This window comes from Pseudoxanthomonas japonensis, from assembly GCF_010093445.1.
Lineage (GTDB): Bacteria > Pseudomonadota > Gammaproteobacteria > Xanthomonadales > Xanthomonadaceae > Pseudoxanthomonas_A > Pseudoxanthomonas_A japonensis.
Window position 1 is genome coordinate 1 of record NZ_PDWW01000016.1, and the last position, 20,399, is coordinate 20,399.

Sequence of the window (20,399 nt, forward strand, 5' to 3'; positions counted from 1 at the left end):
GGGGAGTGTGGGGCATGGGGCCTGCCTGTGGAACGGGCGAAGAGGATGGAAACGAGTCTACGCAGCGGGCGCGCGGATGGAACGGCTTGCGGCTGGCCTTGGCAGGATCGGGCAAGGATCGACGAGGAACCGGATATCGAGGCCGCGGGCCCGGCGCCCAGACTGCGCTCCGTCCCGGCGCACCCCGCGCCGTGCTTCCCCCAACGAGGTGTCCCATGTCCGGAATCGAAGGAAAAGTCATCGCCATCACCGGTGCCAGCAGCGGCATCGGCGAAGCCGCCGCCCGCGAACTCGCCCGCCGCGGCGCGAAGGTCTTGCTCGGCGCACGCCGCACCGACCGGCTCGAGCAGCTGGTCGCCGGGATCGAAGCCGCCGGCGGTACCGCCCGCCAGCGTGCGCTCGACGTCACCCGTCTCGACGACGTGCAGGCCTTCGTCGACTTCGCCCGCAACGAGTTCGGCCGGCTCGACGTGATCGTCAACAATGCAGGCGTGATGCCGCTGTCGCCGCTGGCTGCACTGAAGATCGACGAATGGAACCAGATGATCGACGTCAACCTCCGCGGCGTGCTGCACGGCATCGCCGCCGCGCTGCCGGTGATGCAGGCCCAGGGCGGCGGCCAGATCATCAACGTCGCCTCCACCGCCGGCCATCGCGTGTGGCCCAGCGCTGCGGTGTACTGCGCCACCAAGCATGCCGTGATCGCGCTGTCAGAAGGCCTGCGGCAGGAGCACGACAACCTGCGTGTCACCGTGGTGTCGCCGGGCGTGACCACCAGCGAACTGGCGGAGACCACCAGCGATACCGGCATCAAGGCATGGCTCGAGGACTTCCGCCAGGTCGCGATTCCCGCCGAGGCGATCGCGCGCGCCATCGCCTACGCGGTGGAGCAACCCGACGACGTGGATGTGAGCGAAGTCATCGTACGACCGGCGGCGAGCGCGAACTAAGCGTTCCATCGCGAGGGGTTGCCGTCGCGACGACGGGGGAGTGCAATGGTGCACTCCCCCGTTTCAGGATCCCTCCCATGGAATACCGCTATCTCGGCGCATCCGGCTTCCGCGTGCCCGTCCTCTCCTTCGGCACCGGCACCTTCGGAGGACAGGGTGCGTTGTTCAGCGCATGGGGGAGCACCGACGTCGCCGAGGCACGCCGCCTGGTCGACGTCTGCCTCGATGCCGGCCTCAACATGTTCGACAGCGCCGACGTCTATTCGAAGGGCGCGGCCGAGGAGATCCTCGGCGAAGCCATCAAGGGCAAGCCACGCGATGCGCTGATCATTTCCACCAAGGCGACCTTCCGCTTCGGCGACGGCGAAAACCAGGTCGGTTCCTCGCGCCATCACCTGATCAATGCCGTCGATGCCGCGCTGAAGCGGCTCGGTACCGACTACATCGACCTGTTCCAGCTGCATGGCTTCGACGCGCGCCCGCCGGTGGAGGAAGTACTGTCCACGCTGGATACGCTGGTGAAGGCCGGCAAGATCCGCTACCTCGGCGTCTCCAACTTCTCCGGCTGGCACCTGATGAAGTCGCTCGCCGCCGCCGACCGCCATGGCTGGACGCGCTACGTCGCGCACCAGGCGTACTACTCGCTGGTCGGCCGCGACTATGAGCACGAACTGATGCCGCTCGCCGCCGACCAGGGCGTCGGCGCCGTGGTGTGGAGCCCGCTGGGCTGGGGCCGCCTGACCGGCAAGATCCGTCGCGGCCAGCCGCTGCCCGAGAACAGCCGCCTGCAGTCGCAGACCGCGCAGGACGCCGGCCCGCAGGTCGATATCGACTACCTGTACGACGTGGTCGATGCACTGGACGAGATCGCGCAGGAAACCGGCAAGTCGATCCCGCAGGTCGCGCTGAACTGGCTGCTGCAGCGGCCGACCGTCAGCACCGTGGTGATCGGTGCGCGCAACGAGGAACAGCTGAAGCAGAACCTGGGCGCGGTCGGCTGGAACCTGACCGCGGAGCAGGTGGCGAAGCTGGATGCTGCCAGCCAGCGTCCGAAACCGTATCCGTACTGGCACCAGGCCGGCTTCGCCTACCGCAATCCCGCCCCGGTCTGACGGTCGCGTCGCACGATCCGTCGGCCTCGTGATCCTGTAGGAGCGCCCCATGGGCGCGATGCGCTGGGTGAAATCGCGAGAACGGCATCGCGCCCAAGGGGCGCTCCTACAAAATCAGCTGTCGAGGCCGACCCTCCCAAGCGGGAGGAATTGCTAGAGTCACGTCTCCTTGTTAGTCCCGGAGTTCCGATGCGCCTGCACGCCCGTGTGGTGAATGTCCTCGCCGCCGTCCTGTCCGTCGCCTGCGCGCCCGCGTTCGCGGCGACGACCTACGTCAAGGCGGGCCGCCTGCTGGATGTGGAATCGGGTCGCGTGCTGACCGATCAGGCCATCGTCATCGAGGACACGCGCATCACCGCCATCGGCCCGGCCGCGAGCACGCCCGTACCGGCCGGCGCGACGGTGCACGACCTGTCGACGAAGACCGTGCTGCCCGGGTTGATGGATGCGCACGTGCACCTGCATGGCGATGCCGACCTGCAGGGCTATCGTCGCTTGGCGATCTCGCTGCCGGCCGCCGCCATCAAGGGTGCGAAGAACGCACGCACCACGCTGCTCGCCGGCTTCACCACCGTGCGCGTGCCGGGATCGCCGGGCTACGCGGACGTGGCGTTGCGCGATGCGATCGCGAACGGTGAAGTGGAAGGGCCGCGCATCCTGGCGGGAGGCATCGCCATCGGCATCACCGGCGGCCACTGCAGCGACAACAACCTGCTGCCGGCCGAATACAAGGCGGTGGGCGAGGGCGTGGCCGACGGCCCGTGGGCCGTGCGCCAGAAGGTGCGGCAGGACGTGAAGTTCGGCGCCGACTTCATCAAGACGTGCTCGACCGGCGGCGTGCTGTCCAAGGGCACCGAAGTCGGCGCGCCCCAGTATTCGCTGGAAGAACTGAAGGCCCTCGTCGACGAAGCGCATGCGCTTGGCCGCAAGGTCGCCTCGCACGCGCACGGCGCCACCGGCATCCGCAATGCGCTGCTGGCCGGCGTGGACTCCATCGAGCACGCCAGCTTCATCGACGACGACGGCATCGCGCTGGCGAAGAAGCACGGCGCCGTGCTGGTGATGGACATCTACAACACCGAATACATCCTGGGCGAAGGCGAGAAAGCCGGCTTCCTGCCCGAATCGCTGGAGAAGGAGCGCCGCGTCGGCGCCACCCAGCGCGAGAACTTCCGCAAGGCCCACCAGGCCGGCGCCATCATGGGCTTCGGCACCGATGGCGGCGTCTATCCGCATGGCCTCAATGCGCGCCAGTTCTCGCGCATGGTGCAGTTCGGCATGACCCCGCTGCAGGCGATCCGCTCAGCCACCGTCGTCAACGCGCGCCTGTTCGGCATCGACAAGGACGTGGGCGTGCTGAAACCGGGCTACTCGGCCGACCTGATCGCCGTCGACGGCGACCCGCTGCAGGATGTCGCCGTGCTGGAGAACGTCGGCTTCGTGATGAAGCAGGGCCGCGTCTACAAGAACACCGCGAAGGAATGAGGCGCAGCGCATGTCCAAGCCTGTGAAGATCGATTTCGTCTCCGACGTCGCCTGTCCCTGGTGCGCGATCGGCTTGGCGGCGCTGGAGCGCGCCATCGCCAGCGTGGGTGGCGACCTGCAGGTGGAGCTGCACTTCCAGCCGTTCGAACTGAACCCCGACATGGTCGCCCAGGGCGAGTCCATCGCGGACCACCTCGGTCGCAAGTACGGGCTAAGCGCGGAGCAGCTGGCGCAGAACGGCGAAGCGCTGCGACAGCGCGGCGAAGCGCTCGGGGTGCGCATCGATCTGCAGAAGCGCGACCGCATCTACAACACCTTCGATGCGCACCGCCTGCTGCACTGGGCGGGCGAGCTCGGCGCGGCGCAGCAGCAGGCGCTCAAGCGCGCGCTGCTGCAGGCCTACCATGGCGACGGGCGCAACGTGTCCGACCGCGACACGCTGGTGGAGATCGCCGCGGCGGTCGGCCTGGATGCCGGCGAAGCGCGGCGCATCCTGGAGACGGACACCTATGCCGCCCAGGTTCGCGAACGCGAGCACTTCTACCAGCAGCACGGCATCCGCGCGGTGCCGTCGGTGATCTTCAACGATCGCCACCTGGTGCAGGGCGGCCAGCCACCCGAGGTGTTCGAACAGGCGCTTCGGCAGCTGGCCGGGATCAGCGGCTGACCCGGGTGTAGCGCGTCTCCACCGCCCGCATCTCCTCGCCCTGCGGGGTGATGTTGAACATGGTGATGACCAGCGTGTCCGGGTCGCGCTGATCCAGCGTTGTGCGCCAGCCCCAGCGCGGGCCGCCCTGACCGTCGCCATAACTGCCGAGTACATCGGCGCAAGGGGCACGGCCGCTGCCGGTCGAGAACATGATGCTGGTGCCGGTGCCGAAGCTTTCCACCCAGGCGGATTCCCAGTTCCCTTCGTCCAGGTGGTAGCCGTAAATCACGACGCCCTCGACAGGTTCGTCGTTGTAGCGGGTTTCGTATTCGTGGATCAGGAAGCGTCCGCCCAGCACGCTGCGGATGCGCCCGCGCTGCGGCGCTTCGCAGGCCAGTGCGTCAGGCGAGAACCACAAGCGGAAGCGGCCTTCCCAGTCGCCAACCATCTGCGCGAGTTGCCGGTGCCGGCCGGTCGCCAGCGATGCTTCGAATGCCTGTTTGCCCATGGCGTCGGTCTCCCGGTAGTGGGTGGGCATCATGACATCCACCCAAGGACACGCGCGTGGAGGGGTTTCCGTGTCGGAGAGCCCGGCGGCTCAGCCGTGGCGCGCCAGCAGGATGGCCTCGTTGCTCGGCATCTCGACGACCACAGCGGTCTGTATGCCATGGTGCTGGTGCAGGGTGGCGGCCAGCAGCTTGGCGCTTTCGCGCGCATCGCCGAGGTTGTCGAACCAGTCGCGACCGTACTGGCCTTCGTAGAGTTGCCAGCCTTTGTCGTTGGCGGCGATGGTGAACAGCAGGCGGGGCATGACGGACTCCAGTCAACACGCCGGGCAGGGAACCGGCGTGGGAACTGTGCGCGAATGTGTCACCTATCACATTCGGCGGACGCCCCGGATGTGCGTAGGAAAAATCCTACGCGGCTGTAGGACTGGTCCGTGGCGTCAGCGCAGGAGGGGCTCGAGGGCCTTCCACACGTGGTCGCGCAGTTTGGGTTGCGCACTGGCGACCGGGTGCAGGTTGTCGGCCTGGTAGGCACTGCGGTCGAGCGCGATGGGTTCCAGCAGGAACGGGAGCAGGGCGATGTCGTACTGCTTGGCGAGTGCGCTGAAGTTCTGCTCGAACCCGCGCGTGTAGTCGGGTCCGTAGTTCGGCGGCATGCGCATGCCGATCAGCAGCACCTTCGCCTTGCCGGCCTGCGCGGCCTTGACCATCTTCTCGAGGTTGGCGCGCGTCTGCGCCAGCGGCAGCCCCCGCAGACCATCGTTGGCGCCGAGCGCGATGACGACCACCGCAGGCGTGTGCCGCTGCAGTTCCGCCGCGATGCGTGCCGCACCGCCGGCGGTGGTCTCGCCGCTGATGCTCGCGTTGACGACGCGCCAGCCCGGCTTCGTCTTGCCGATGCGGTCCCCGGTCAGCGATACCCAGCCCTGTGCCGGCGCGAGACCATAGGCGGCGGACAGCGAATCGCCCATCACCAGGATGGTGCGCGCCCCCTTCGCCGGCGCGGCCGATGCCGTCTGCGCTGCGACGGGCCGTGCGAACAACGCGACGAGCAGCAGCAGCGACAGGCTCGCCAGCCATTGCATGCATGCGCGACGGGCCCCATACCTGTTCAAATTAAGAAACATTTAATCCGTGCTCCCGATGATCCACAAAATGACCGACGAGACGATCATGGCCGACGCCAGCAGACTCCCCACTGAAGCCGCCACCCGCCACGCCGTCCTGGACGTGGAGGGGCTCGGCAAGCATGTTCCACTGCCCGATGGCGACCTGACGATACTCGAGGACATCGGCTTCCGCATCGAACACGGCGACACCGTCGCCATCGTCGGCGCCTCGGGCTCGGGCAAGAGCACGCTGCTGTCGCTGCTGGCCGGCCTCGACGTGCCCAGCACGGGCGCAGTGACGCTGGACGGGGAGCGCCTGTCCGACCTGGATGAAGACGGCCGGGCGCGCGTGCGTGGCGACAAGGTCGGATTCGTGTTCCAGAGCTTCCAGTTGCTGCCGTCGCTGACCGCGCTGGAGAACGTCATGCTGCCACTGGAGTTGCGTGGCGATACCGATGTCGAAGGGCCGGCGCGGCAGATCCTGGAGAAGGTTGGTCTCGGCCAGCGCCTCGGTCATTACCCGCGCCAGCTGTCCGGTGGCGAACAGCAGCGCGTCGCGCTGGCGCGCGCGTTCGTCACGCGGCCGTCGCTGCTGTTCGCGGACGAGCCGACAGGCAATCTCGACACGCATACCGGGCAGGCGATCATCGAACTGCTGTTCGCGCTGAACGCCGATGCCGGTACCACGCTGGTGCTGGTCACGCATGACGACCACCTCGCGGCAAGATGCCGGCGCCTCATCCGGCTGGATGCCGGTCGCCTGCAAGGCGCCGCCGCATGATGACGCTGGCGCTGGCATGGCGCCAGTTGCGGCGCGACCTCGCCGCGGGGGATGTGCGCATCCTGTTCGCGGCGCTGGTGCTGGCCGTCGTCGCGGTGACTTCGGTCGGCTTCGTCCCCGATCGCGCGGAACGTGCGCTGGCGATCGAGGCGAACCGCCTGCTCGGCGGCGACGTGGTCGTGCGCGGCGATGCGCCGCCGACCGATGCCTTGCGCACGCTGGCCGCGGCGCCGGGCCTGCGCGCGACCGAGACGCAGGAGTTGCAGAGCATGATCCGCGCAGGCGAATCGCTCTCGCTGGGCGACTTGCGTGCACTGGGCGACGGCTTCCCGCTGCGCGGCAGCTTCCGCGTGGTCGACCGCACCGGCGGCGTCGAACGCGATGCCGGTGGCATTCCCGCGCCGGGCACGCTGTGGATCAGCCAGGCGGGCGCGGAGACGTTGGGCGCCAGGCCGGGCGACGAGATCGGCATCGGTACGCGCACGCTGAAACTGGCGGCGCTGGTGACGCAGGAGCCGGATGCGGCGCTCGACTACTTCAACGTCGCGCCGAAGGTGTTCCTCAATCTCGCCGATCTGCCGTCCACCGGCCTGGTGCAGGAAGGCAGCCGCCTGCGCTACCGCCTGGTCGTCGCCGGCGATGCCGCGGCCGTCGAGACCTTCACAGCGGGGGTCAAGCCACAGCTGGCGCGCGGCCAGCGCATGGAGACCATCCAGGATGCGCGGCCGGAAGTCCGCTCGGCGCTGGATCGCGCCAGCCGCTTCCTCGGCCTCGCCGCGCTGGTGTCGGTCGTGCTGGCGGCCGTCGCGGTGGCGATGGCCGCGCGCCGGCACAGCGAGCGGCATCTGTCCGGCACCGCGGTGATGCGCTGCCTGGGCGCGCAGCAGCGCACGCTGGTCGGCATCCATGTCGGTGAGCTGGTGCTGCTCGGGCTCGCTGCCTGTACGGTCGGCGTGCTGATCGCGTTCGGCCTGCAATGGGGCATCGGCAGTTGGCTGCAGCGATCGCTGGAGATCGATATTCCGCCGGCGGGGCTGATGCCCGCGCTGCAGGGCTATGGCGTGGGCATGATCGTGCTGCTCGCCTTCGGCGCGCCGCCGGTGCTGGCGCTGCGTCGCGTACCGGCGTTGCGCGTGCTGCGCCGCGACCTCGACCGTACCGAGCCGAGTGCGTGGCTGGTGGCATTGACCGGTTTCATCGGCCTCGGCGCGCTGCTGTGGTGGAAGGCGGGCTCGCCGACGCTGGGCACGGCGATGCTGGTCGGCATCGCCGGCACGCTCGCGGTGCTCGCACTGCTGGCGTGGATGCTGATCCTGCTGGTGCGGCGCGTGCGCTCGCGCCTGCGCGGCAGCCTGCGCTACGGCCTGGCGAACGTCAGTCGTCGCGCGGGCACGTCGATCGCGCAGGTGTCGGCGCTGGGCCTGGGCCTGATGGCGCTGCTGCTGCTGACCTTCGTGCGCACCGACCTGCTCGACCGCTGGCAGCTCGCGCTGTCGGCGAATGCGCCGAACCGTTTCATCATCAACGTGCAGCCGGACCAGGTGGATCCGGTAAAGAGCTTCATGCAGGGCCGTGGCCTGTCGGCGGTCGATCTCTACCCGATGATCCGTGGCCGCCTGGTCGAGCTCAACGGCAAGCCCACCAGTGGCGCCGACTACGAGGACGCCGACGAGCGCACCCAGCGCCGGGCCGACCGCGAGTTCAACCTGTCGATGGCGGCGACGCTGCGCGACGACAACAAGGTGACCGCCGGCGAATTCTGGACAGGTCGCACGCCAGCGTCGCCGGAGCTGTCGGTGGAGGAAGGTTTCGCTGACGGGTTGGGATGGAAACTTGGCGACCAGGTGGCCTTCGACATCGCCGGGCAGCGTTTCGAGGGTCGCATCACCAGCCTGCGCAGCGTCGACTGGGAAAGCTTTCGGCCGAACTTCTTCGTCGTCGCGTCGCCGGGCGCACTCGATGGCTACTCGGCCAGCTACATCACCGCGGTCAGCGTGCCGACGGGCGATACCGCCTTCACCCGCGAACTGGTCAACCAGTTCCCCAATCTGTCGGTGATCGACGTCGAGGCCGTGCTGAAGCAGGTGCGCAGCACGGCCGAGCAGGTCTCACAGGTGGTGCAGGTGGTGTTCTGGTTCTCGCTCGCGGCTGGCCTGCTGGTGCTGATGGCGGCGGTGAGCGCCAGCCAGGACGAACGCCTGCTGGAAGGTGGCGTGATGCGCGTACTCGGCGGCAGCCGCCGCCAGTTGCGCCTGGCGCAGGCATCGGAGTTCGCGGCGATCGGCTTGCTGGCTGGCTTGGTCGCGGCGATCGCCGCGTCCGTGCTGTCGGGCGTGGTGGCCACCCAGGTGTTCGAGTTGCCGTGGAAGGCTAACTGGCAGCTGGCTGCCATCGGCGGTGGCCTCGGCATGCTGGCCGCGCTGGCTGCGGGTCTGTTCGCGACGAGAAAAGTGCTGGATGCGCCGCCGTCGGTGACGCTGCGCGAGTTGCAATCCTGATCGGTTTTCAGCGCAAGCGCGGGCAGTGATGGACGCGCGCATGTCGCGCTTTTGAATCGTCCATGAACTTGCGAAACCCCTGCCACGGGTGGCTATCGCTCAAAAAAGGCTTGTTTTCAGCGCTTTTGTGATTTGCCGCGACGCATCATTGTCTTTACCCTGAATCGAATGGATGAATTTCGAAGGGGGTGGGGCCGCGTGTTCTTGCGTAGTGTTTTGATGACGTGCATCACCGGCGCAGCCGCGTTCGCGATGGCCACCGCACAGGCGGAGGAAGCGGGCGACGGTATCGATCTGGGTGGCGCGGTCAGGTTCAACTACGGCTGGCTCGATTACGGACCATCGAGTGGATTCGATCCCGAACTCGTGCGGATCGATGCGAAAGGCCGCGACGGCGACGCCTTCTTTTCCCTGCAGTATCGCTGGTACGACGGCTTCGACGCCGTCCACCATGCGTATGCCGGGTGGTCGCTAGACGACGATTCCGACATCCGTGTCGGCGTGCAGCAGGTGCCGTTCGGGCTGTTGCCCTACGCCTCGCAGAGTTTCTGGTTCGGTTCGGGTTATTACCTCGGCATCGAGGACGACTACGACCTGGGCCTGGTGTGGCAGCGCGGCGATGCGCGGCACCAGTGGCACGCCGGCGTGTTCGCCGGGGACGAGTACGGAACGGGCGGTCGTCCGGGCCGCTATTCGTTCGATGTCGCGACCACCGCTGCGCATCCGTACCGCGAGCGCGAGCGGATCAACCTGCGTTACCAGCATGTCCGCGACGTCGCCGGCGGCGAGATGGCGCTGGGTGCTTCGCTGTTCTCCGGACGCATCGAGGATCGCGGCAGCGGCGGGCATCATGGCCACCAGGGTGCGGCACTGCACGGACAATGGCGTCACGATGCGTGGACCGTGCAGGCGCAATGGGCGCGCTACCGGTACGACGTGCCGGGTGACCGCGTGTCGCTGTCGGCGTTCCTGTTCCCGTTCGACATTGCAGCTGAGGCCGATGTGCCGAGCCTCAACGTGGCCTATGCCGTGCCACGCAGCGGCTGGTTCGATGGCATCACCTGCTACAACAACCTCAGTACCACTCAGCCCACTGGAGGGGCAGGTCTGAAGCCCTCGTGGCAGAACGTCACCGGCTGCAGCTTCGCCAAGGACAGGATGTTCACCTACGTGGACTGGATCGCCGGCCGCAACATGTGGTTCGTCGGTGGGCCCGGCGTGGGCATCGAAGCACCCGGTTCGGAGCGCTGGCGCTCGCGCCTCAACATCAATGTCGGCTTCTATTTCTAGCGCAGGCGCCGTGCAGGCGCATTCGACGACGTATCCCTGCCTGCCCGCGGTATGCTGCGGTCGGGCTCTCGAGAAGGAGCATCATCATGACGGATGAAGTCATGCCACCCCGCGCACCGCGTGCGCGCATCCTCCCCCAGGTCTTCTACCCCTCGGCGGCCCTCGTGCTGGCGCTGGTGGCGTTCTCGCTGCTCGCGCCCGAGACCGCCGAACGCTATTTCGGCGTCGCCAAGACGTGGGTCGCCCAGGATGCAGGCTGGTTCACCGTGCTGGCGGTGGCCGGATTCCTGGTCTTCATCGTCGGCGTGGCGGTGAGCGGTTTCGGCCGGCTCAAGCTGGGCCCCGACCACAGCCAGCCGGACTACAACTACGCCACCTGGTTCGCCATGCTGTTCGCCGCCGGCATGGGCATCGGCCTGATGTACTTCGGCGTGGCCGAGCCGATCATGCATTTCGCCGATCCGCCGGTGGGCGACGCGCAGACGGTCGCGGCCGCGCGCCAGGCCATGCGCATCACCTTCTTCCATTGGGGCATCCACGCGTGGGCCATCTACGCGGTGGTCGCGTTGTCGCTGGCCTACTTCGCCTACCGCCACGGTCTGCCGCTGCGTATCCGGTCCTCGCTGTATCCGCTGATCGGCGAACGCATCCATGGCCCCATCGGCCATGCGGTCGATACCTTCGCAGTGCTGGGCACGATCTTCGGCCTGGCCACGTCGCTCGGCCTGGGCGTCATCCAGATCAACTCCGGCCTGCACTATCTGTTCGATGCGCCCGTGGGGACCGGGGTGCAGATCGCGCTGATCGCGGTCATTACCCTGGTGGCCACGGTGTCGGCGTTCACCGGACTGGATCGCGGCGTCCGCCGTCTGTCCGAGGTGAACATGCTGCTGGCCGTGCTGCTGCTGGCGTTCATCCTGCTGATGGGACCCACCGTGCACCTGCTGCAGGCGTTCGTGCAGAACACGGGCATGTACATCTCCAGCGTGTTCGGCATGACGTTCAACCTGTATGCCTACGAGCCGTCGGGCTGGATCGGCGGCTGGACGCTGTTCTACTGGGGCTGGTGGATCGCGTGGTCGCCGTTCGTGGGCATGTTCATCGCGCGCATCTCGCGTGGGCGCACGATCCGCGAGTTCGTCGTCGGCGTGCTGCTGGTGCCGCTGGGCTTCACCTTCCTGTGGATGACCATCTACGGCAACAGCGCGCTGCACATGGTCATGACCGAAGGCAAGGAAACGCTGGTACAGGCAGTGGCCAACGACAGCTCCGTCGCCATCTACCAGTTCCTGGAGGGCCTGCCGCTGGCCGGCGTCACCTCCGCGGTAGCGACGCTGCTGGTCGTCATCTTCTTCGTGACGTCGGCCGATTCGGGTGCGCTGGTGATCGACATGCTGTCGTCGAAGGGCGAAGAAGAGTCGCCGGTCTGGCAGCGCATCTTCTGGGCGCTGCTGGTGGGGGTGATCGCCATTGCGCTGCTGGCGGCCGGTGGCCTGACCTCGCTGCAGGCCGGCACGATCGCGGCCGCGCTGCCGTTCACCGTGGTCATGATCCTGATGTGCTGGGGCATGGTGCGCGCGATGCGTCTGGACGTGACCAGGCGGCAGGTGCTGCGGAGCGCGCGCGCGGCGCCGTTGGCGCTGGCCGGCGCGGATTGGAAGGGGCGCCTGCGTACGCTGGTGCATCAGCCGCGGCAGGCGGAAGTGAAGGCGTTCCTGTTGGAGAGCGTGCGCCCGGCGCTGGCCGAGGTTGCCGCCGAACTGCAGGCGCAGGGACTGACCGCTGGTGTCGGCGGTGGCGAGGACGGCCGCGTCTGGTTGGAGGTCGGCCACGGCGAGGAAATGGATTTCTTCTATTCGGTGCGGCCACAGCCTTACCAGCCGCCCGCGTTCGTGCTGGACGATCCGCGTCGCCATCGCGATGACGCATCCATGTACTACAGGGCCGAAGTCCACCTGCGCGAAGGCGGGCAGGATTACGACGTGATGGGGTGGCGCAAGCAGGACATCATCCACGACGTCCTGGACCAGTACCACCGTCACCTGCAGTTCCTCGATACGGTGCGCTGAAAAAAAGCGGGCCATCCATCCGGATGGCCCGCCTGGCCGGGGTGGCGCTTCACCCCTTGATGCACACCACCTGACGCAGCGTGTGGACGACTTCCACCAGGTCGGACTGCGCGGCCATCACCGCGTCGATGTCCTTGTAGGCCGCTGGCGATTCGTCGATCACTCCCGCATCCTTGCGGCATTCGACATGCGCCGTCGCCTCGCGATGCTGCGACAGCGTGATCTGCTGGCGCGCGGCGGTACGGCTCATCACGCGGCCGGCGCCGTGGCTGCAGCTGTGGAAGCTGTCCGCATTGCCCCTGCCGCGCACGATGAAGCTCTTCGCGCCCATGCTGCCGGGAATGATCCCCAGCTCGCCGGCACGCGCGCTCACCGCACCCTTGCGGGTCACCAGCAGGTCCACGCCACCGTGCGTCTCCTTCTGCACGTAGTTGTGGTGGCAGTTGACCGCCATCTTCTCCAACTGGAACTTCGGCAGACGATGGCGCATCTCGGCCAGCACGCGCGACATCATCGCCTCGCGGTTCTCGCGGGCATAGTCCTGCGCCCACGACACCGCTTCCACGTAGTCGTCGAACAACGGCTCGCCTTCCATGAAGAAAGCCAGGTCCTTGTCCGGCAAGTGGAAGCCCAGCACACGGTGCGCCAGCTGCTCGCGCGCCCGCTCGATGAAGTAGGTGCCGATCAGGTTGCCGGTGCCGCGCGAGCCGCTGTGCAGCATCACCCAGACGGCATCGCTTTCGTCGAGGCAGAGCTCGATGAAGTGGTTGCCGCCGCCCAGCGTGCCGATCTGGCAGCCAAGCTTGTCGGTGCGCACCTTGCGGTGCTTCTGCTTGATCACTTCGAGGCGCTCGACCAGTCCGGACTGCGCGATGCGCGTGCCGATGCTGTCGGGCAGCTTCCAGTGCTCGCCGCCCCGGCCGTTGCCGACCGGGACGCTGCGCTCGATGCCGGAACGCAGTTGCGCCAGGCTGTCGGGCAGGTCCTTCGCGCGCAGCGTGGTCCGCACCGCGGCCATGCCGCAGCCGATGTCCACGCCGACCGCCGCCGGGATGATCGCGCCGCGGGTCGGGATGACCGAACCCACCGTCGCACCCTTGCCCAGGTGCACGTCGGGCATCACCGCGACCCACGGCCCGACGAACGGGATGGAGGCGATGTGCTGCAATTGCTCGTGGGCCTGCTGCTCCAGCGGCACGCCGCGCACCCAGCCCTTGATCGGCGTGGTGCTGCCTTCTGCGTGCAGCAGTTCGAATTGGGTTTGCATGTTCATGTGATGTCCTAGTCCTTAATCTTTGTAGGAGCGCCCCATGGGCGCGATGCTCCTGCTTTCGCTTCTTCCCTGAAAAGCATCGCGCCCCTGGGGCGCTCCTACAGAAAGCCTGTCGCGGCGGATCCGTCCACCGCACAGGGCCTTGCTACTTCAATGTCACCAATTGCTTCAGCACGCCATCCAGACCGCCGAACACGGTGAGCTTGTCGATCTTCTCGGTGACTTTTTCCAAGGCCTCCAATTCCTTCAGGCGCATCAGCACCGGGGACTCGTCGATCAGCTTCGCGGTGTTCAGCAGGGAACGCGTGGCGTTCGCCTCCTCGCGACGGCGGATCACGTTGGCTTGCGCCTGCTTCTCCGCCTGCACCACCGCGTTGAGGATCTCCTTCATCTCGCCCGGCAGGATCACGTCCTTCACGCCCACGCCCAGCACCTCCACGCCGAGGCCGGTCAACTGGCCACGCACGTGCGCGAAGATGTCGGCGTCCAGCGAGGCCTTGTCGCCCAGCAGCTCGTCCAGCGTCTTGGCGGAAACCGCCTTGCGCAGGCCGTACTGCAGTTCGCGGTAGACGACGTCGCCGACCTTGGCCACCTTGGTGCGCGCCGCCACCACGTCGGTGACGCGGGTGCTGGCGGCCAGGTTCACGCGCAGGCTGACCTTGTCGCGGGTCAACAGCTCCTGACCCGATACTTCGATCGTCTGCACGCGCAGGTCGACCACATCCACCGCCACGTTCTTCTGGAAATTCCAGAAGGCGTAGGCGCCGGGCGCGAGCGTGCGCTCGAGCTTGCCGTCGACGAACACCAGGCCGGCGGACTCCGCCGGTACGTCGGCCACCACCGCCAGCTTCGACAGCGTGCCCAGCTGGCGCAGGCGCCGCGCGACGGCAGCGTCCACCTCCAGCGACGCCAGCGTCACCGCCTGCACCTCGACCTTCACCAGGCCGATCCAGTACAGGCGCCGCGAGCCGGGCGGCAGCACGTCTTCCAGCTTGCCGTTCTTCAGCACCAGGCCTACCTGGTCCACCCCGATATCGGCGTGCACGAAGGTCTCGCCCAGGCGGTTGCCCAGGCCGACGATCAGTGCGTCGACGTCGTGGCCGGCGTATTCCGGCACGGCGATGTTGAAGGTGCGCACCTCGGTCCGACCCATCGGGTCGAACCAGCGGTACACGCCGGGTGCGAGCACGCGCTCGAACCGACGGTTGCGATACACCAGGCCGCGCTCGCCGTCACCGATCACGACCCTCTTGGTCCAGAACATGGCGTTGTTCTCCTTGTTGGCTCTGGTGGTTCGATCCTGTTGTGGAACACCGTCGCGGAGGATCGAATGCCGCAGCGGTGGGGTGTCAACGGCACGTGCCGTCGACGGAAGAAGGTGGAAACGCCCCTGGACGGAGGCGGTGCGGACAGCCGGCGCTGTCGGCGGAGGCGTCGCCACGTTGCAGCGATCCGGAGATCGCAGCGACCGTGGCGTGCCTCCGCGTCGAGGGCGCGGTGCCGGCACCGTCCCCGCTGCAGTGCGCTGCCTTCCTGCATTCCATCGCGGAAAGACGACGCACCGCACGGGGTGTTTCCTGGGAGGGACTTTCGTCCCGGTGTCATGACGTGAAAGGTCATGTGCCCTTGCGGGCGTTGGAGCGGGAATCGAACCCGCGACCGTCGGAGTTAACGTCCGATGCTCTTCCCATCTGAGCTATCCAGTGGTGGCGTGCCGGAATCGAACCGGCGACTTCGGGCAGCGCCCGCTGCTCTATCCAACTCGAGCTAACGCCTTCGAGGAACACCGTCTCCCACGCTTCGGCATACGCCACGGCAGCGCCGCGCGCACCGGACGGGACACGAGCCCGTACCGCTGTAGCGTGTTCGATCGATGCTCCGCATTGCCGGCTGTCGCCAACCGGCAATCCGTTCGGGCGCAGTGCACCCTTGTGGTGTCCATTCCCCGCGCCGCTCGCGTCGAAGCATCACAACGCAGCGCACATGCGCCGGTCGCAGCCGCGCCCCTGCCTCGGGGCGCACGCGTGCGCTACCCGGATGCTCCAGGGCGGAAAGAAACTTCCGTGGTGGAATGGAAAGAACCTGGTCGATGCATGCGCATCCTCCGCGAACGCTGGAAACAAAACGCCCCCGGGACGTGCGACCCGAGGGCGTTCGCGTTCCTCGGGAGATCGGGGTGACCGATCTCCCAGGGAGTCAGTCGGATGTCAGAAGCGCAGGCACCGCGCGCGTTCGCTATCGCGCAGATAGCCGCCGTTCGCGTGCAGCACCATGCCGCAGCGCGATGGCTGCAGGGCGGGCTTGCTGTCGAAGGAATGGGCGGGCTTCATGAGAAAATTCGCTTGGTGAAAAAACGGCCACGGGGCCGACGGGCGCGGACAATACGCCGCTTGTTTGCGAAGCGCAACACTTTTTTAATTTTATTTTCGATGGCCGACCGGCGGCACCGGAAGGAAGCACCAGTGGCTGCCGCTAGAATGACGCACCTCATCCCCTCGCGCCTCGCACCGTGGCCTCAAAATTTTCCGACCCCGCGCTCGACGCGCTGATGCTGCCCTTTGCGCAGGGCCAACTCGCCTGGCCTGACGGACCGGCGCTGTTCCTGCGCGCACGCGACGGCGCCGCGTTGCGTCAGTTCCCGCTGGCGCAGCTGGTGTGCGAACAGAGCTTCCGCCCCGATGCTGAACTGCTGGAGCGCGCGGGGCTGCGCGTGGTGGCCGATGCCGCCAACGATGGCGCGCGCTATCCGCTGGTGCTGGTGCTACCGCCGCGTCAGCGCGAGGAAGCGCGCGCGTTGCTGGCACGCGCGGTGCAACTCGTCGCGCCCGGCGGCATCGTCGTCGCGGCGATGACCAACAACGAAGGCGCGAAATCGGGCGAGGCGGATCTGAAGCAGCTCACGGGTATCGCGGGCAGCTTGACCAAGTTCCATTGCCGCACGTTCTGGACGCGGCCGCTCGGCGAGACCGTCGACAGCGCCTTGCTGGCGCAGTGGTCGTCGCTGGACGCGCCGCGCCGGATCGAGGGCGGACGCTTCCTCAGCCGTCCCGGCGTGTTTGCCTGGAATCGCATCGATCCGGCGTCCGCCTTGCTGGTCGAATGCCTGCCGACCGATATCGCCGGTCATGGCGCGGACCTCGGTGCCGGGTGGGGCTTCCTGTCGCTGTCGCTGCTCGAGCGTTGCCCGGGCATCACCGCGCTGGATCTCTACGAGGCCGAGGCACGCGCGCTTACGCTGGCGAAGGGCAATCTGGGCAGCGTCACATCGTCTGCGCGCCTCGATTTCCGCTGGCACGACGTCACGGCCGGCCTGCCGGAACGCTACGACTTCATCGTCAGCAATCCGCCGTTCCATACGCAGAGTCGCGCGGATCGTCCGGATATCGGCCAGCGCTTCATCACCGCTGCGGCCGCTGCACTGAAGCCGGGGGGGCGCCTGTGGCTGGTGGCCAACCGTCATCTGCCGTACGAGCAGACCTTGAACGACAGCTTCGGCGAGATACGCGTGGCCGGTGAACGCGACGGCTTCAAGGTGATCGCTGCAACGAAGGCAAGGCGGTGAGCGCATGAAGATCGTCAAGCACATCGCCAACCTCGGCTACGGCAGCCGCAAGCAGGTGCAGTGGATGTTCCGCGAAGGGCGCATCACCGATGCGGACGGCGAGGTACTGTATGCCGACGATCCGGTCGACCACGACAACATCCGGGTGGATGGCGAACCGCTGGATCCGGCGCCCGGCCTGGCGATCCTGCTGCACAAGCCGGTCGGCTACACCTGTTCGACCAAGGACACGGGACGCATCGTCTACGACCTGTTCCCGCAACGCTTCCGCGAGCGCTCGCCGGTGCTGTCCACGGTCGGCCGACTGGATCGCGAGACGAGTGGGTTGCTGCTGCTCACCGACGACGGCGGGCTGCTGCACCGGATCATCTCGCCGAAAGCCAATCTGCCCAAGGTATACGACGCGACCTTTGCGGAAGACCTGCGCGGAGACGAGGCTGCGCTCTTCGCCAGCGGGACGATGATGCTGGAGTCGGAGCAGACGGCGCTCGCACCGGCGCAGCTGCATGTGATCGATCCGCGCCATGCGCAGCTGACGCTCACCGAAGGCCGTTACCACCAGGTGCGCCGCATGTTCGCCGCGGTCGGCAACCATGTGCAGGCGCTGCATCGCAGTCGCGTGGGTGGCCTGACCCTGGACGGACTGCCGGAGGGGCAGTGGCGGATCCTCGATGAAGGCGATCTGCGCCGGTTGTTTGGAGCAGGCGAATGACAGCACGGGGACTGCCGTTCACGCCCGCGGCGGTGATCTTCGACATGGATGGGCTGATGCTGGACAGCGAGCGCGCCATCATCGGCTGTCTGGCCGAAGCGGCGCGCGAAGCCGGCCACGACCTGCCCGAGGTGCTGTGGCTGTCGATGGTGGGTCATAGCGAAGCCGTGTGCCGGCATCTGCTGGACGAAGCGGTCGGCGAGGCGCAACGCGAGCTCATCCTGCAGCGCTCGCATGTGCTGTACGACGCCGTCGTCGCGGCAGGCGTGCCGCACCGCCCCGGCATCATCGCGATGCTGGATTTCCTGCAGACGCGCGGCATTCCCCGTGCCGTCGCCACGTCCACCCGGCGTCCGCTGGCACTGAAGAAGCTCGCGGCCTCTGGCCTGCTGCCGCATTTCGATGCGGTATGCACCAGCAGCGATGTCGAACACCCCAAGCCCGCTCCCGACGTCTACCTGCTGGCTGCGCATTCGCTGGGCGTCGAACCGGCGCAGTGCCTGGTGCTGGAGGACTCCCCGACCGGCGTGCGCGCTGCACTGGCGGCCGGCATGTATCCGGTCCAGATTCCGGATCTGCTCGAGCCCGATGATGCGGCGCGAGCGCTGGGTCACGTCATCCTGCCGTCGCTGGATGATGCAAGGCAGCTGCTGGAGCAGCAGTTGGCCGCCGACAGCCTTTTGTAGGAGCGACGTAAGTCGCGACCGCACGGCAAAACCTCACGCGCTCGCGCGCCATGTCCTGATGCCCCCAAGTCCAATGACTTCACAAGCTGTGCGTCATGGAAGACTTGTCAAGCAAAAGGATTTCAGGACACGCAGCGCTCCGGCGCGGGCGTACCTCGGTCGAAGGGCAGGTATACCTGGTTACTTTCGTCGTGCGCGATCGCAGGCCGCTGTTCCTTGATCCGGCTATCGCTCACGAGACCGCGCGAGCGATCGCGGACAGGCGCCTCTGGTATCGATCACGGCTGCTGGCCTGGGTGCTGATGCCGGACCATTGGCATGGCCTGATTGAACTGGGGGCTCTGGAAACCCTTTCCGTCTGCGTGCAAAGGTTGAAGGCCAATACGTCCCGTGCTTTCCGAGCGGAGCGGGGGCATGGCGGTGTATGGGCACCCGGTTTCCATGACCGTGCGATGCGGTCTTGCGACGATCTCAAGATGGCGGCGCGCTATGTGGTCGCGAATCCGTTACGCGCAGGATTGGTCGACGCGATCGGGAAGTACCCTTACTGGGATGCGGTGTGGTTGGGCGATGCGTGCCTTGGGTAAGGCTCCCGAGCGCGGAAGGCGTGCGGTCGCGACTTACGTCGCTCCTACAGAAGGGCGCGTCGCTCTGCTACTCCACGAACAGCTTCGCCCAGCCCGCATGCCCCAGTGCATCCAGCGTCTTCACGTTGCGCTCGACGATCACCTCGGGGTCCGGGAACGCGTCCACCGCGCGGTCGATGCTGGCTTCGCGCAGCAGGTGCAGGGTGGGGTAGGGCGAACGGTTGGTGTAGTTGCTGATGTCGTCCGGCATGGTACCGGCGAACTGGTAGTCGGGATGGAAGCTGGCGACCTGGATCTCGCCCTGCAGGTCGAGCGCCTCGACCGCCGCATCGGCGTTGTCGAGGAAGTCGTTGTAGTCCAGGAAATCGGTCAGCACGTCCGGATGCACGATCAGCGTGGTGTCGACCTGCTCCGGATCGGTGTCGCGTAGCAGCACCAGTTCTTCCGCCAGTTCCTCCAGCAGCGCTTCCGGCGTGCTGGCGTCGCTCAGCACGAAGCGGACCTGCTGCTTCACGTACACCGCCTTGGCGAACGGACACAGGTTCAGGCCGATCACCGCGCGTTCCACCCAGCGGCGGGTGGCATCGAGCGGATCGGGCGTGTCGCCGGGCGTGGTCGGTGCGTCAGTCACGGAAGTTGTCGAACTGCAGCGGCAGCTCGAACTCGGTCTTCTTCAGCAGGGCGATGACGTCCTGCAGGTCGTCGCGCTTCTTGCCGGTGACGCGCAGCTTGTCGCCATTGATCTGCGCCTCGACCTTCAGCTTGGCGTCCTTGATGGTGGAGACGATCTTCTTGGCCAGCTTCTGCTCGATGCCCTGCTGGACGGTGATCTTCTGGCGCGCGCCGGCCAGGTTGGTTTCCACGTCGCCGAAGTCCAGGCAGCGGGCATCGATCTGCCGTGCGATCAGGCGCGCGCGCAGGATGTCGGTCATCTGCTTGAGCTGGAAATCGCTGGGCGCGGACTGGGTGATCAGCTTCTCTTCCAGCACGAACTTGGCGTCCACGCCCTTGAAGTCGAAGCGGGTGGACAGTTCGCGGTTGGCCTGGTCCACGGCATTGGTCAGCTCGTGCACGTTGACTTCGGAGACGACGTCGAAGGAGGGCATGGAGAAAATCCTGTAGCGGGGCCG

20 protein-coding genes and 1 tRNA gene are annotated in these 20,399 nt (G+C 67.1%); 12 read left to right on the plus strand and 9 right to left on the minus strand.

What is annotated here, in order from left to right; all coding sequences use genetic code 11:
* The first annotated feature begins 215 nt into the window (after positions 1 to 215).
* The 4 genes from CSC78_RS11715 to CSC78_RS11730 all read left to right on the plus strand — a co-directional run bounded on the left by CSC78_RS11715 (position 216) and on the right by CSC78_RS11730 (position 4,214).
* Positions 216 to 950 (plus strand): SDR family oxidoreductase, encoded by a 735-nt coding sequence (locus CSC78_RS11715; protein ID WP_162338040.1) that lies wholly within the window; start codon positions 216 to 218, stop codon positions 948 to 950.
* A 77-nt stretch (positions 951 to 1,027) separates the two neighbouring features.
* Positions 1,028 to 2,062 carry an aldo/keto reductase gene (locus tag CSC78_RS11720; RefSeq protein ID WP_162338041.1) on the plus strand — a complete coding sequence of 345 codons (1,035 nt, stop codon included), beginning with the start codon at positions 1,028 to 1,030 and terminating at the stop codon, positions 2,060 to 2,062.
* Positions 2,063 to 2,251: 189 nt separating this feature from the next.
* On the plus strand, positions 2,252 to 3,547 hold the full coding sequence (locus CSC78_RS11725; protein ID WP_162338042.1) for a Xaa-Pro dipeptidase: 1,296 nt from the start codon (positions 2,252 to 2,254) through the stop codon (positions 3,545 to 3,547).
* Positions 3,548 to 3,557: 10 nt separating this feature from the next.
* Positions 3,558 to 4,214: a DsbA family oxidoreductase gene (locus CSC78_RS11730; protein WP_162338043.1), complete on the plus strand. Its 657-nt coding sequence runs from the start codon at positions 3,558 to 3,560 to the stop codon at positions 4,212 to 4,214.
* Here the strand turns inward: CSC78_RS11730 and CSC78_RS11735 are convergent.
* The 3 genes from CSC78_RS11735 to CSC78_RS11745 form a co-directional block, all read right to left on the minus strand.
* On the minus strand, positions 4,204 to 4,734 hold the full coding sequence (locus CSC78_RS11735) for a DUF1579 domain-containing protein (RefSeq protein WP_202924169.1): 531 nt from the start codon (positions 4,732 to 4,734) through the stop codon (positions 4,204 to 4,206). The two genes, CSC78_RS11730 and CSC78_RS11735, sit on opposite strands and share 11 nt — an antisense overlap.
* Before the next feature lie 60 nt (positions 4,735 to 4,794).
* The gene (locus CSC78_RS11740; RefSeq protein WP_162338044.1) at positions 4,795 to 5,007 is read right to left on the minus strand and encodes a hypothetical protein; all 213 of its coding nucleotides are present in this window, start codon (positions 5,005 to 5,007) and stop codon (positions 4,795 to 4,797) included.
* A 135-nt stretch (positions 5,008 to 5,142) separates the two neighbouring features.
* On the minus strand, positions 5,143 to 5,787 hold the full coding sequence (locus CSC78_RS11745) for an arylesterase (protein ID WP_162338045.1): 645 nt from the start codon (positions 5,785 to 5,787) through the stop codon (positions 5,143 to 5,145).
* 88 nt (positions 5,788 to 5,875) lie between these two features.
* Here CSC78_RS11745 and CSC78_RS11750 point away from each other — a divergent pair, with 88 nt between their 5' ends.
* From CSC78_RS11750 to CSC78_RS11765, 4 genes are all read left to right on the plus strand, one after another.
* Entirely contained in the window at positions 5,876 to 6,592 is a 717-nt protein-coding gene (locus CSC78_RS11750) for an ABC transporter ATP-binding protein (RefSeq protein WP_162338109.1), read from the plus strand.
* The gene (locus tag CSC78_RS11755) at positions 6,589 to 9,090 is read left to right on the plus strand and encodes an ABC transporter permease (protein ID WP_162338046.1); all 2,502 of its coding nucleotides are present in this window, start codon (positions 6,589 to 6,591) and stop codon (positions 9,088 to 9,090) included. The genes CSC78_RS11750 and CSC78_RS11755 overlap by 4 nt, the downstream gene beginning before the upstream one ends.
* Before the next feature lie 219 nt (positions 9,091 to 9,309).
* Positions 9,310 to 10,380 carry a hypothetical protein gene (locus tag CSC78_RS11760; RefSeq protein ID WP_238391254.1) on the plus strand — a complete coding sequence of 357 codons (1,071 nt, stop codon included), beginning with the start codon at positions 9,310 to 9,312 and terminating at the stop codon, positions 10,378 to 10,380.
* Between the two features lie 86 nt (positions 10,381 to 10,466).
* The gene (locus tag CSC78_RS11765) at positions 10,467 to 12,449 is read left to right on the plus strand and encodes a BCCT family transporter (RefSeq protein ID WP_162338047.1); all 1,983 of its coding nucleotides are present in this window, start codon (positions 10,467 to 10,469) and stop codon (positions 12,447 to 12,449) included.
* 49 nt (positions 12,450 to 12,498) lie between these two features.
* Here CSC78_RS11765 and CSC78_RS11770 read toward each other — a convergent pair whose 3' ends face one another.
* The 4 genes from CSC78_RS11770 to CSC78_RS19195 form a co-directional block, all read right to left on the minus strand.
* Positions 12,499 to 13,722, minus strand: a complete 1,224-nt coding sequence (locus CSC78_RS11770) for an RtcB family protein (RefSeq protein ID WP_162338048.1) — start codon at positions 13,720 to 13,722, stop codon at positions 12,499 to 12,501.
* A 145-nt stretch (positions 13,723 to 13,867) separates the two neighbouring features.
* Positions 13,868 to 14,986, minus strand: coding sequence for a slipin family protein (locus CSC78_RS11775; RefSeq protein ID WP_162338049.1), 1,119 nt, complete (start codon positions 14,984 to 14,986; stop codon positions 13,868 to 13,870).
* A 444-nt stretch (positions 14,987 to 15,430) separates the two neighbouring features.
* Positions 15,431 to 15,499 (minus strand) — tRNA-Ser (locus tag CSC78_RS11780).
* A gap of 430 nt (positions 15,500 to 15,929) precedes the next feature.
* On the minus strand, positions 15,930 to 16,052 hold the full coding sequence (locus CSC78_RS19195; RefSeq protein WP_274379358.1) for a ubiquitin family protein: 123 nt from the start codon (positions 16,050 to 16,052) through the stop codon (positions 15,930 to 15,932).
* Between the two features lie 218 nt (positions 16,053 to 16,270).
* On the opposite strand from CSC78_RS19195, the gene CSC78_RS11785 reads away from it, so the two are divergent.
* The 4 genes from CSC78_RS11785 to CSC78_RS11800 all read left to right on the plus strand — a co-directional run bounded on the left by CSC78_RS11785 (position 16,271) and on the right by CSC78_RS11800 (position 19,269).
* Complete coding sequence (locus tag CSC78_RS11785) at positions 16,271 to 17,284, plus strand: class I SAM-dependent methyltransferase (protein ID WP_162338050.1); 1,014 nt, start codon at positions 16,271 to 16,273, stop codon at positions 17,282 to 17,284.
* A 4-nt stretch (positions 17,285 to 17,288) separates the two neighbouring features.
* Positions 17,289 to 17,996, plus strand: a complete 708-nt coding sequence (locus CSC78_RS11790; protein WP_162338051.1) for a pseudouridine synthase — start codon at positions 17,289 to 17,291, stop codon at positions 17,994 to 17,996.
* Positions 17,993 to 18,682 carry an HAD family hydrolase gene (locus CSC78_RS11795; RefSeq protein ID WP_162338052.1) on the plus strand — a complete coding sequence of 230 codons (690 nt, stop codon included), beginning with the start codon at positions 17,993 to 17,995 and terminating at the stop codon, positions 18,680 to 18,682. The genes CSC78_RS11790 and CSC78_RS11795 overlap by 4 nt, the downstream gene beginning before the upstream one ends.
* A 95-nt stretch (positions 18,683 to 18,777) precedes the next feature.
* The gene (locus CSC78_RS11800; protein ID WP_162338053.1) at positions 18,778 to 19,269 is read left to right on the plus strand and encodes an REP-associated tyrosine transposase; all 492 of its coding nucleotides are present in this window, start codon (positions 18,778 to 18,780) and stop codon (positions 19,267 to 19,269) included.
* A gap of 67 nt (positions 19,270 to 19,336) precedes the next feature.
* Here the strand turns inward: CSC78_RS11800 and CSC78_RS11805 are convergent, their stop codons facing one another.
* A complete protein-coding gene (locus CSC78_RS11805; protein WP_162338054.1) occupies positions 19,337 to 19,900 on the minus strand; it encodes a DUF1415 domain-containing protein in 564 nt (187 codons plus the stop codon).
* Positions 19,893 to 20,375 (minus strand): YajQ family cyclic di-GMP-binding protein, encoded by a 483-nt coding sequence (locus CSC78_RS11810; protein WP_056880778.1) that lies wholly within the window; start codon positions 20,373 to 20,375, stop codon positions 19,893 to 19,895. Before CSC78_RS11810 ends, CSC78_RS11805 begins: the two co-directional genes overlap by 8 nt.
* Positions 20,376 to 20,399 lie beyond the last annotated feature (24 nt).

Bases quoted from the DNA above. Each gene is read 5' to 3' on its own strand.
- CSC78_RS11795 (WP_162338052.1), top strand. From the start codon at position 17,993: ATGACAGCACGGGGACTGCCGTTCACGCCCGCGGCGGTGATCTTCGAC.
- CSC78_RS11750 (WP_162338109.1), top strand. From the start codon at position 5,876: ATGGCCGACGCCAGCAGACTCCCCACTGAAGCCGCCACCCGCCACGCC.
- CSC78_RS11800 (WP_162338053.1), top strand. From the start codon at position 18,778: ATGGAAGACTTGTCAAGCAAAAGGATTTCAGGACACGCAGCGCTCCGG.
- CSC78_RS11760 (WP_238391254.1), top strand. From the start codon at position 9,310: ATGACGTGCATCACCGGCGCAGCCGCGTTCGCGATGGCCACCGCACAG.
- CSC78_RS11715 (WP_162338040.1), top strand. From the start codon at position 216: ATGTCCGGAATCGAAGGAAAAGTCATCGCCATCACCGGTGCCAGCAGC.
- CSC78_RS11745 (WP_162338045.1), bottom strand. From the start codon at position 5,787: ATGCAATGGCTGGCGAGCCTGTCGCTGCTGCTGCTCGTCGCGTTGTTC.
- CSC78_RS11720 (WP_162338041.1), top strand. From the start codon at position 1,028: ATGGAATACCGCTATCTCGGCGCATCCGGCTTCCGCGTGCCCGTCCTC.
- CSC78_RS11735 (WP_202924169.1), bottom strand. From the start codon at position 4,734: ATGCCCACCCACTACCGGGAGACCGACGCCATGGGCAAACAGGCATTC.
- CSC78_RS11785 (WP_162338050.1), top strand. From the start codon at position 16,271: ATGCTGCCCTTTGCGCAGGGCCAACTCGCCTGGCCTGACGGACCGGCG.
- CSC78_RS11725 (WP_162338042.1), top strand. From the start codon at position 2,252: ATGCGCCTGCACGCCCGTGTGGTGAATGTCCTCGCCGCCGTCCTGTCC.
- CSC78_RS11755 (WP_162338046.1), top strand. From the start codon at position 6,589: ATGATGACGCTGGCGCTGGCATGGCGCCAGTTGCGGCGCGACCTCGCC.
- CSC78_RS11740 (WP_162338044.1), bottom strand. From the start codon at position 5,007: ATGCCCCGCCTGCTGTTCACCATCGCCGCCAACGACAAAGGCTGGCAA.
- CSC78_RS11790 (WP_162338051.1), top strand. From the start codon at position 17,289: ATGAAGATCGTCAAGCACATCGCCAACCTCGGCTACGGCAGCCGCAAG.
- CSC78_RS11810 (WP_056880778.1), bottom strand. From the start codon at position 20,375: ATGCCCTCCTTCGACGTCGTCTCCGAAGTCAACGTGCACGAGCTGACC.
- CSC78_RS19195 (WP_274379358.1), bottom strand. From the start codon at position 16,052: ATGAAGCCCGCCCATTCCTTCGACAGCAAGCCCGCCCTGCAGCCATCG.
- CSC78_RS11730 (WP_162338043.1), top strand. From the start codon at position 3,558: ATGTCCAAGCCTGTGAAGATCGATTTCGTCTCCGACGTCGCCTGTCCC.
- CSC78_RS11775 (WP_162338049.1), bottom strand. From the start codon at position 14,986: ATGTTCTGGACCAAGAGGGTCGTGATCGGTGACGGCGAGCGCGGCCTG.
- CSC78_RS11770 (WP_162338048.1), bottom strand. From the start codon at position 13,722: ATGAACATGCAAACCCAATTCGAACTGCTGCACGCAGAAGGCAGCACC.
- CSC78_RS11765 (WP_162338047.1), top strand. From the start codon at position 10,467: ATGACGGATGAAGTCATGCCACCCCGCGCACCGCGTGCGCGCATCCTC.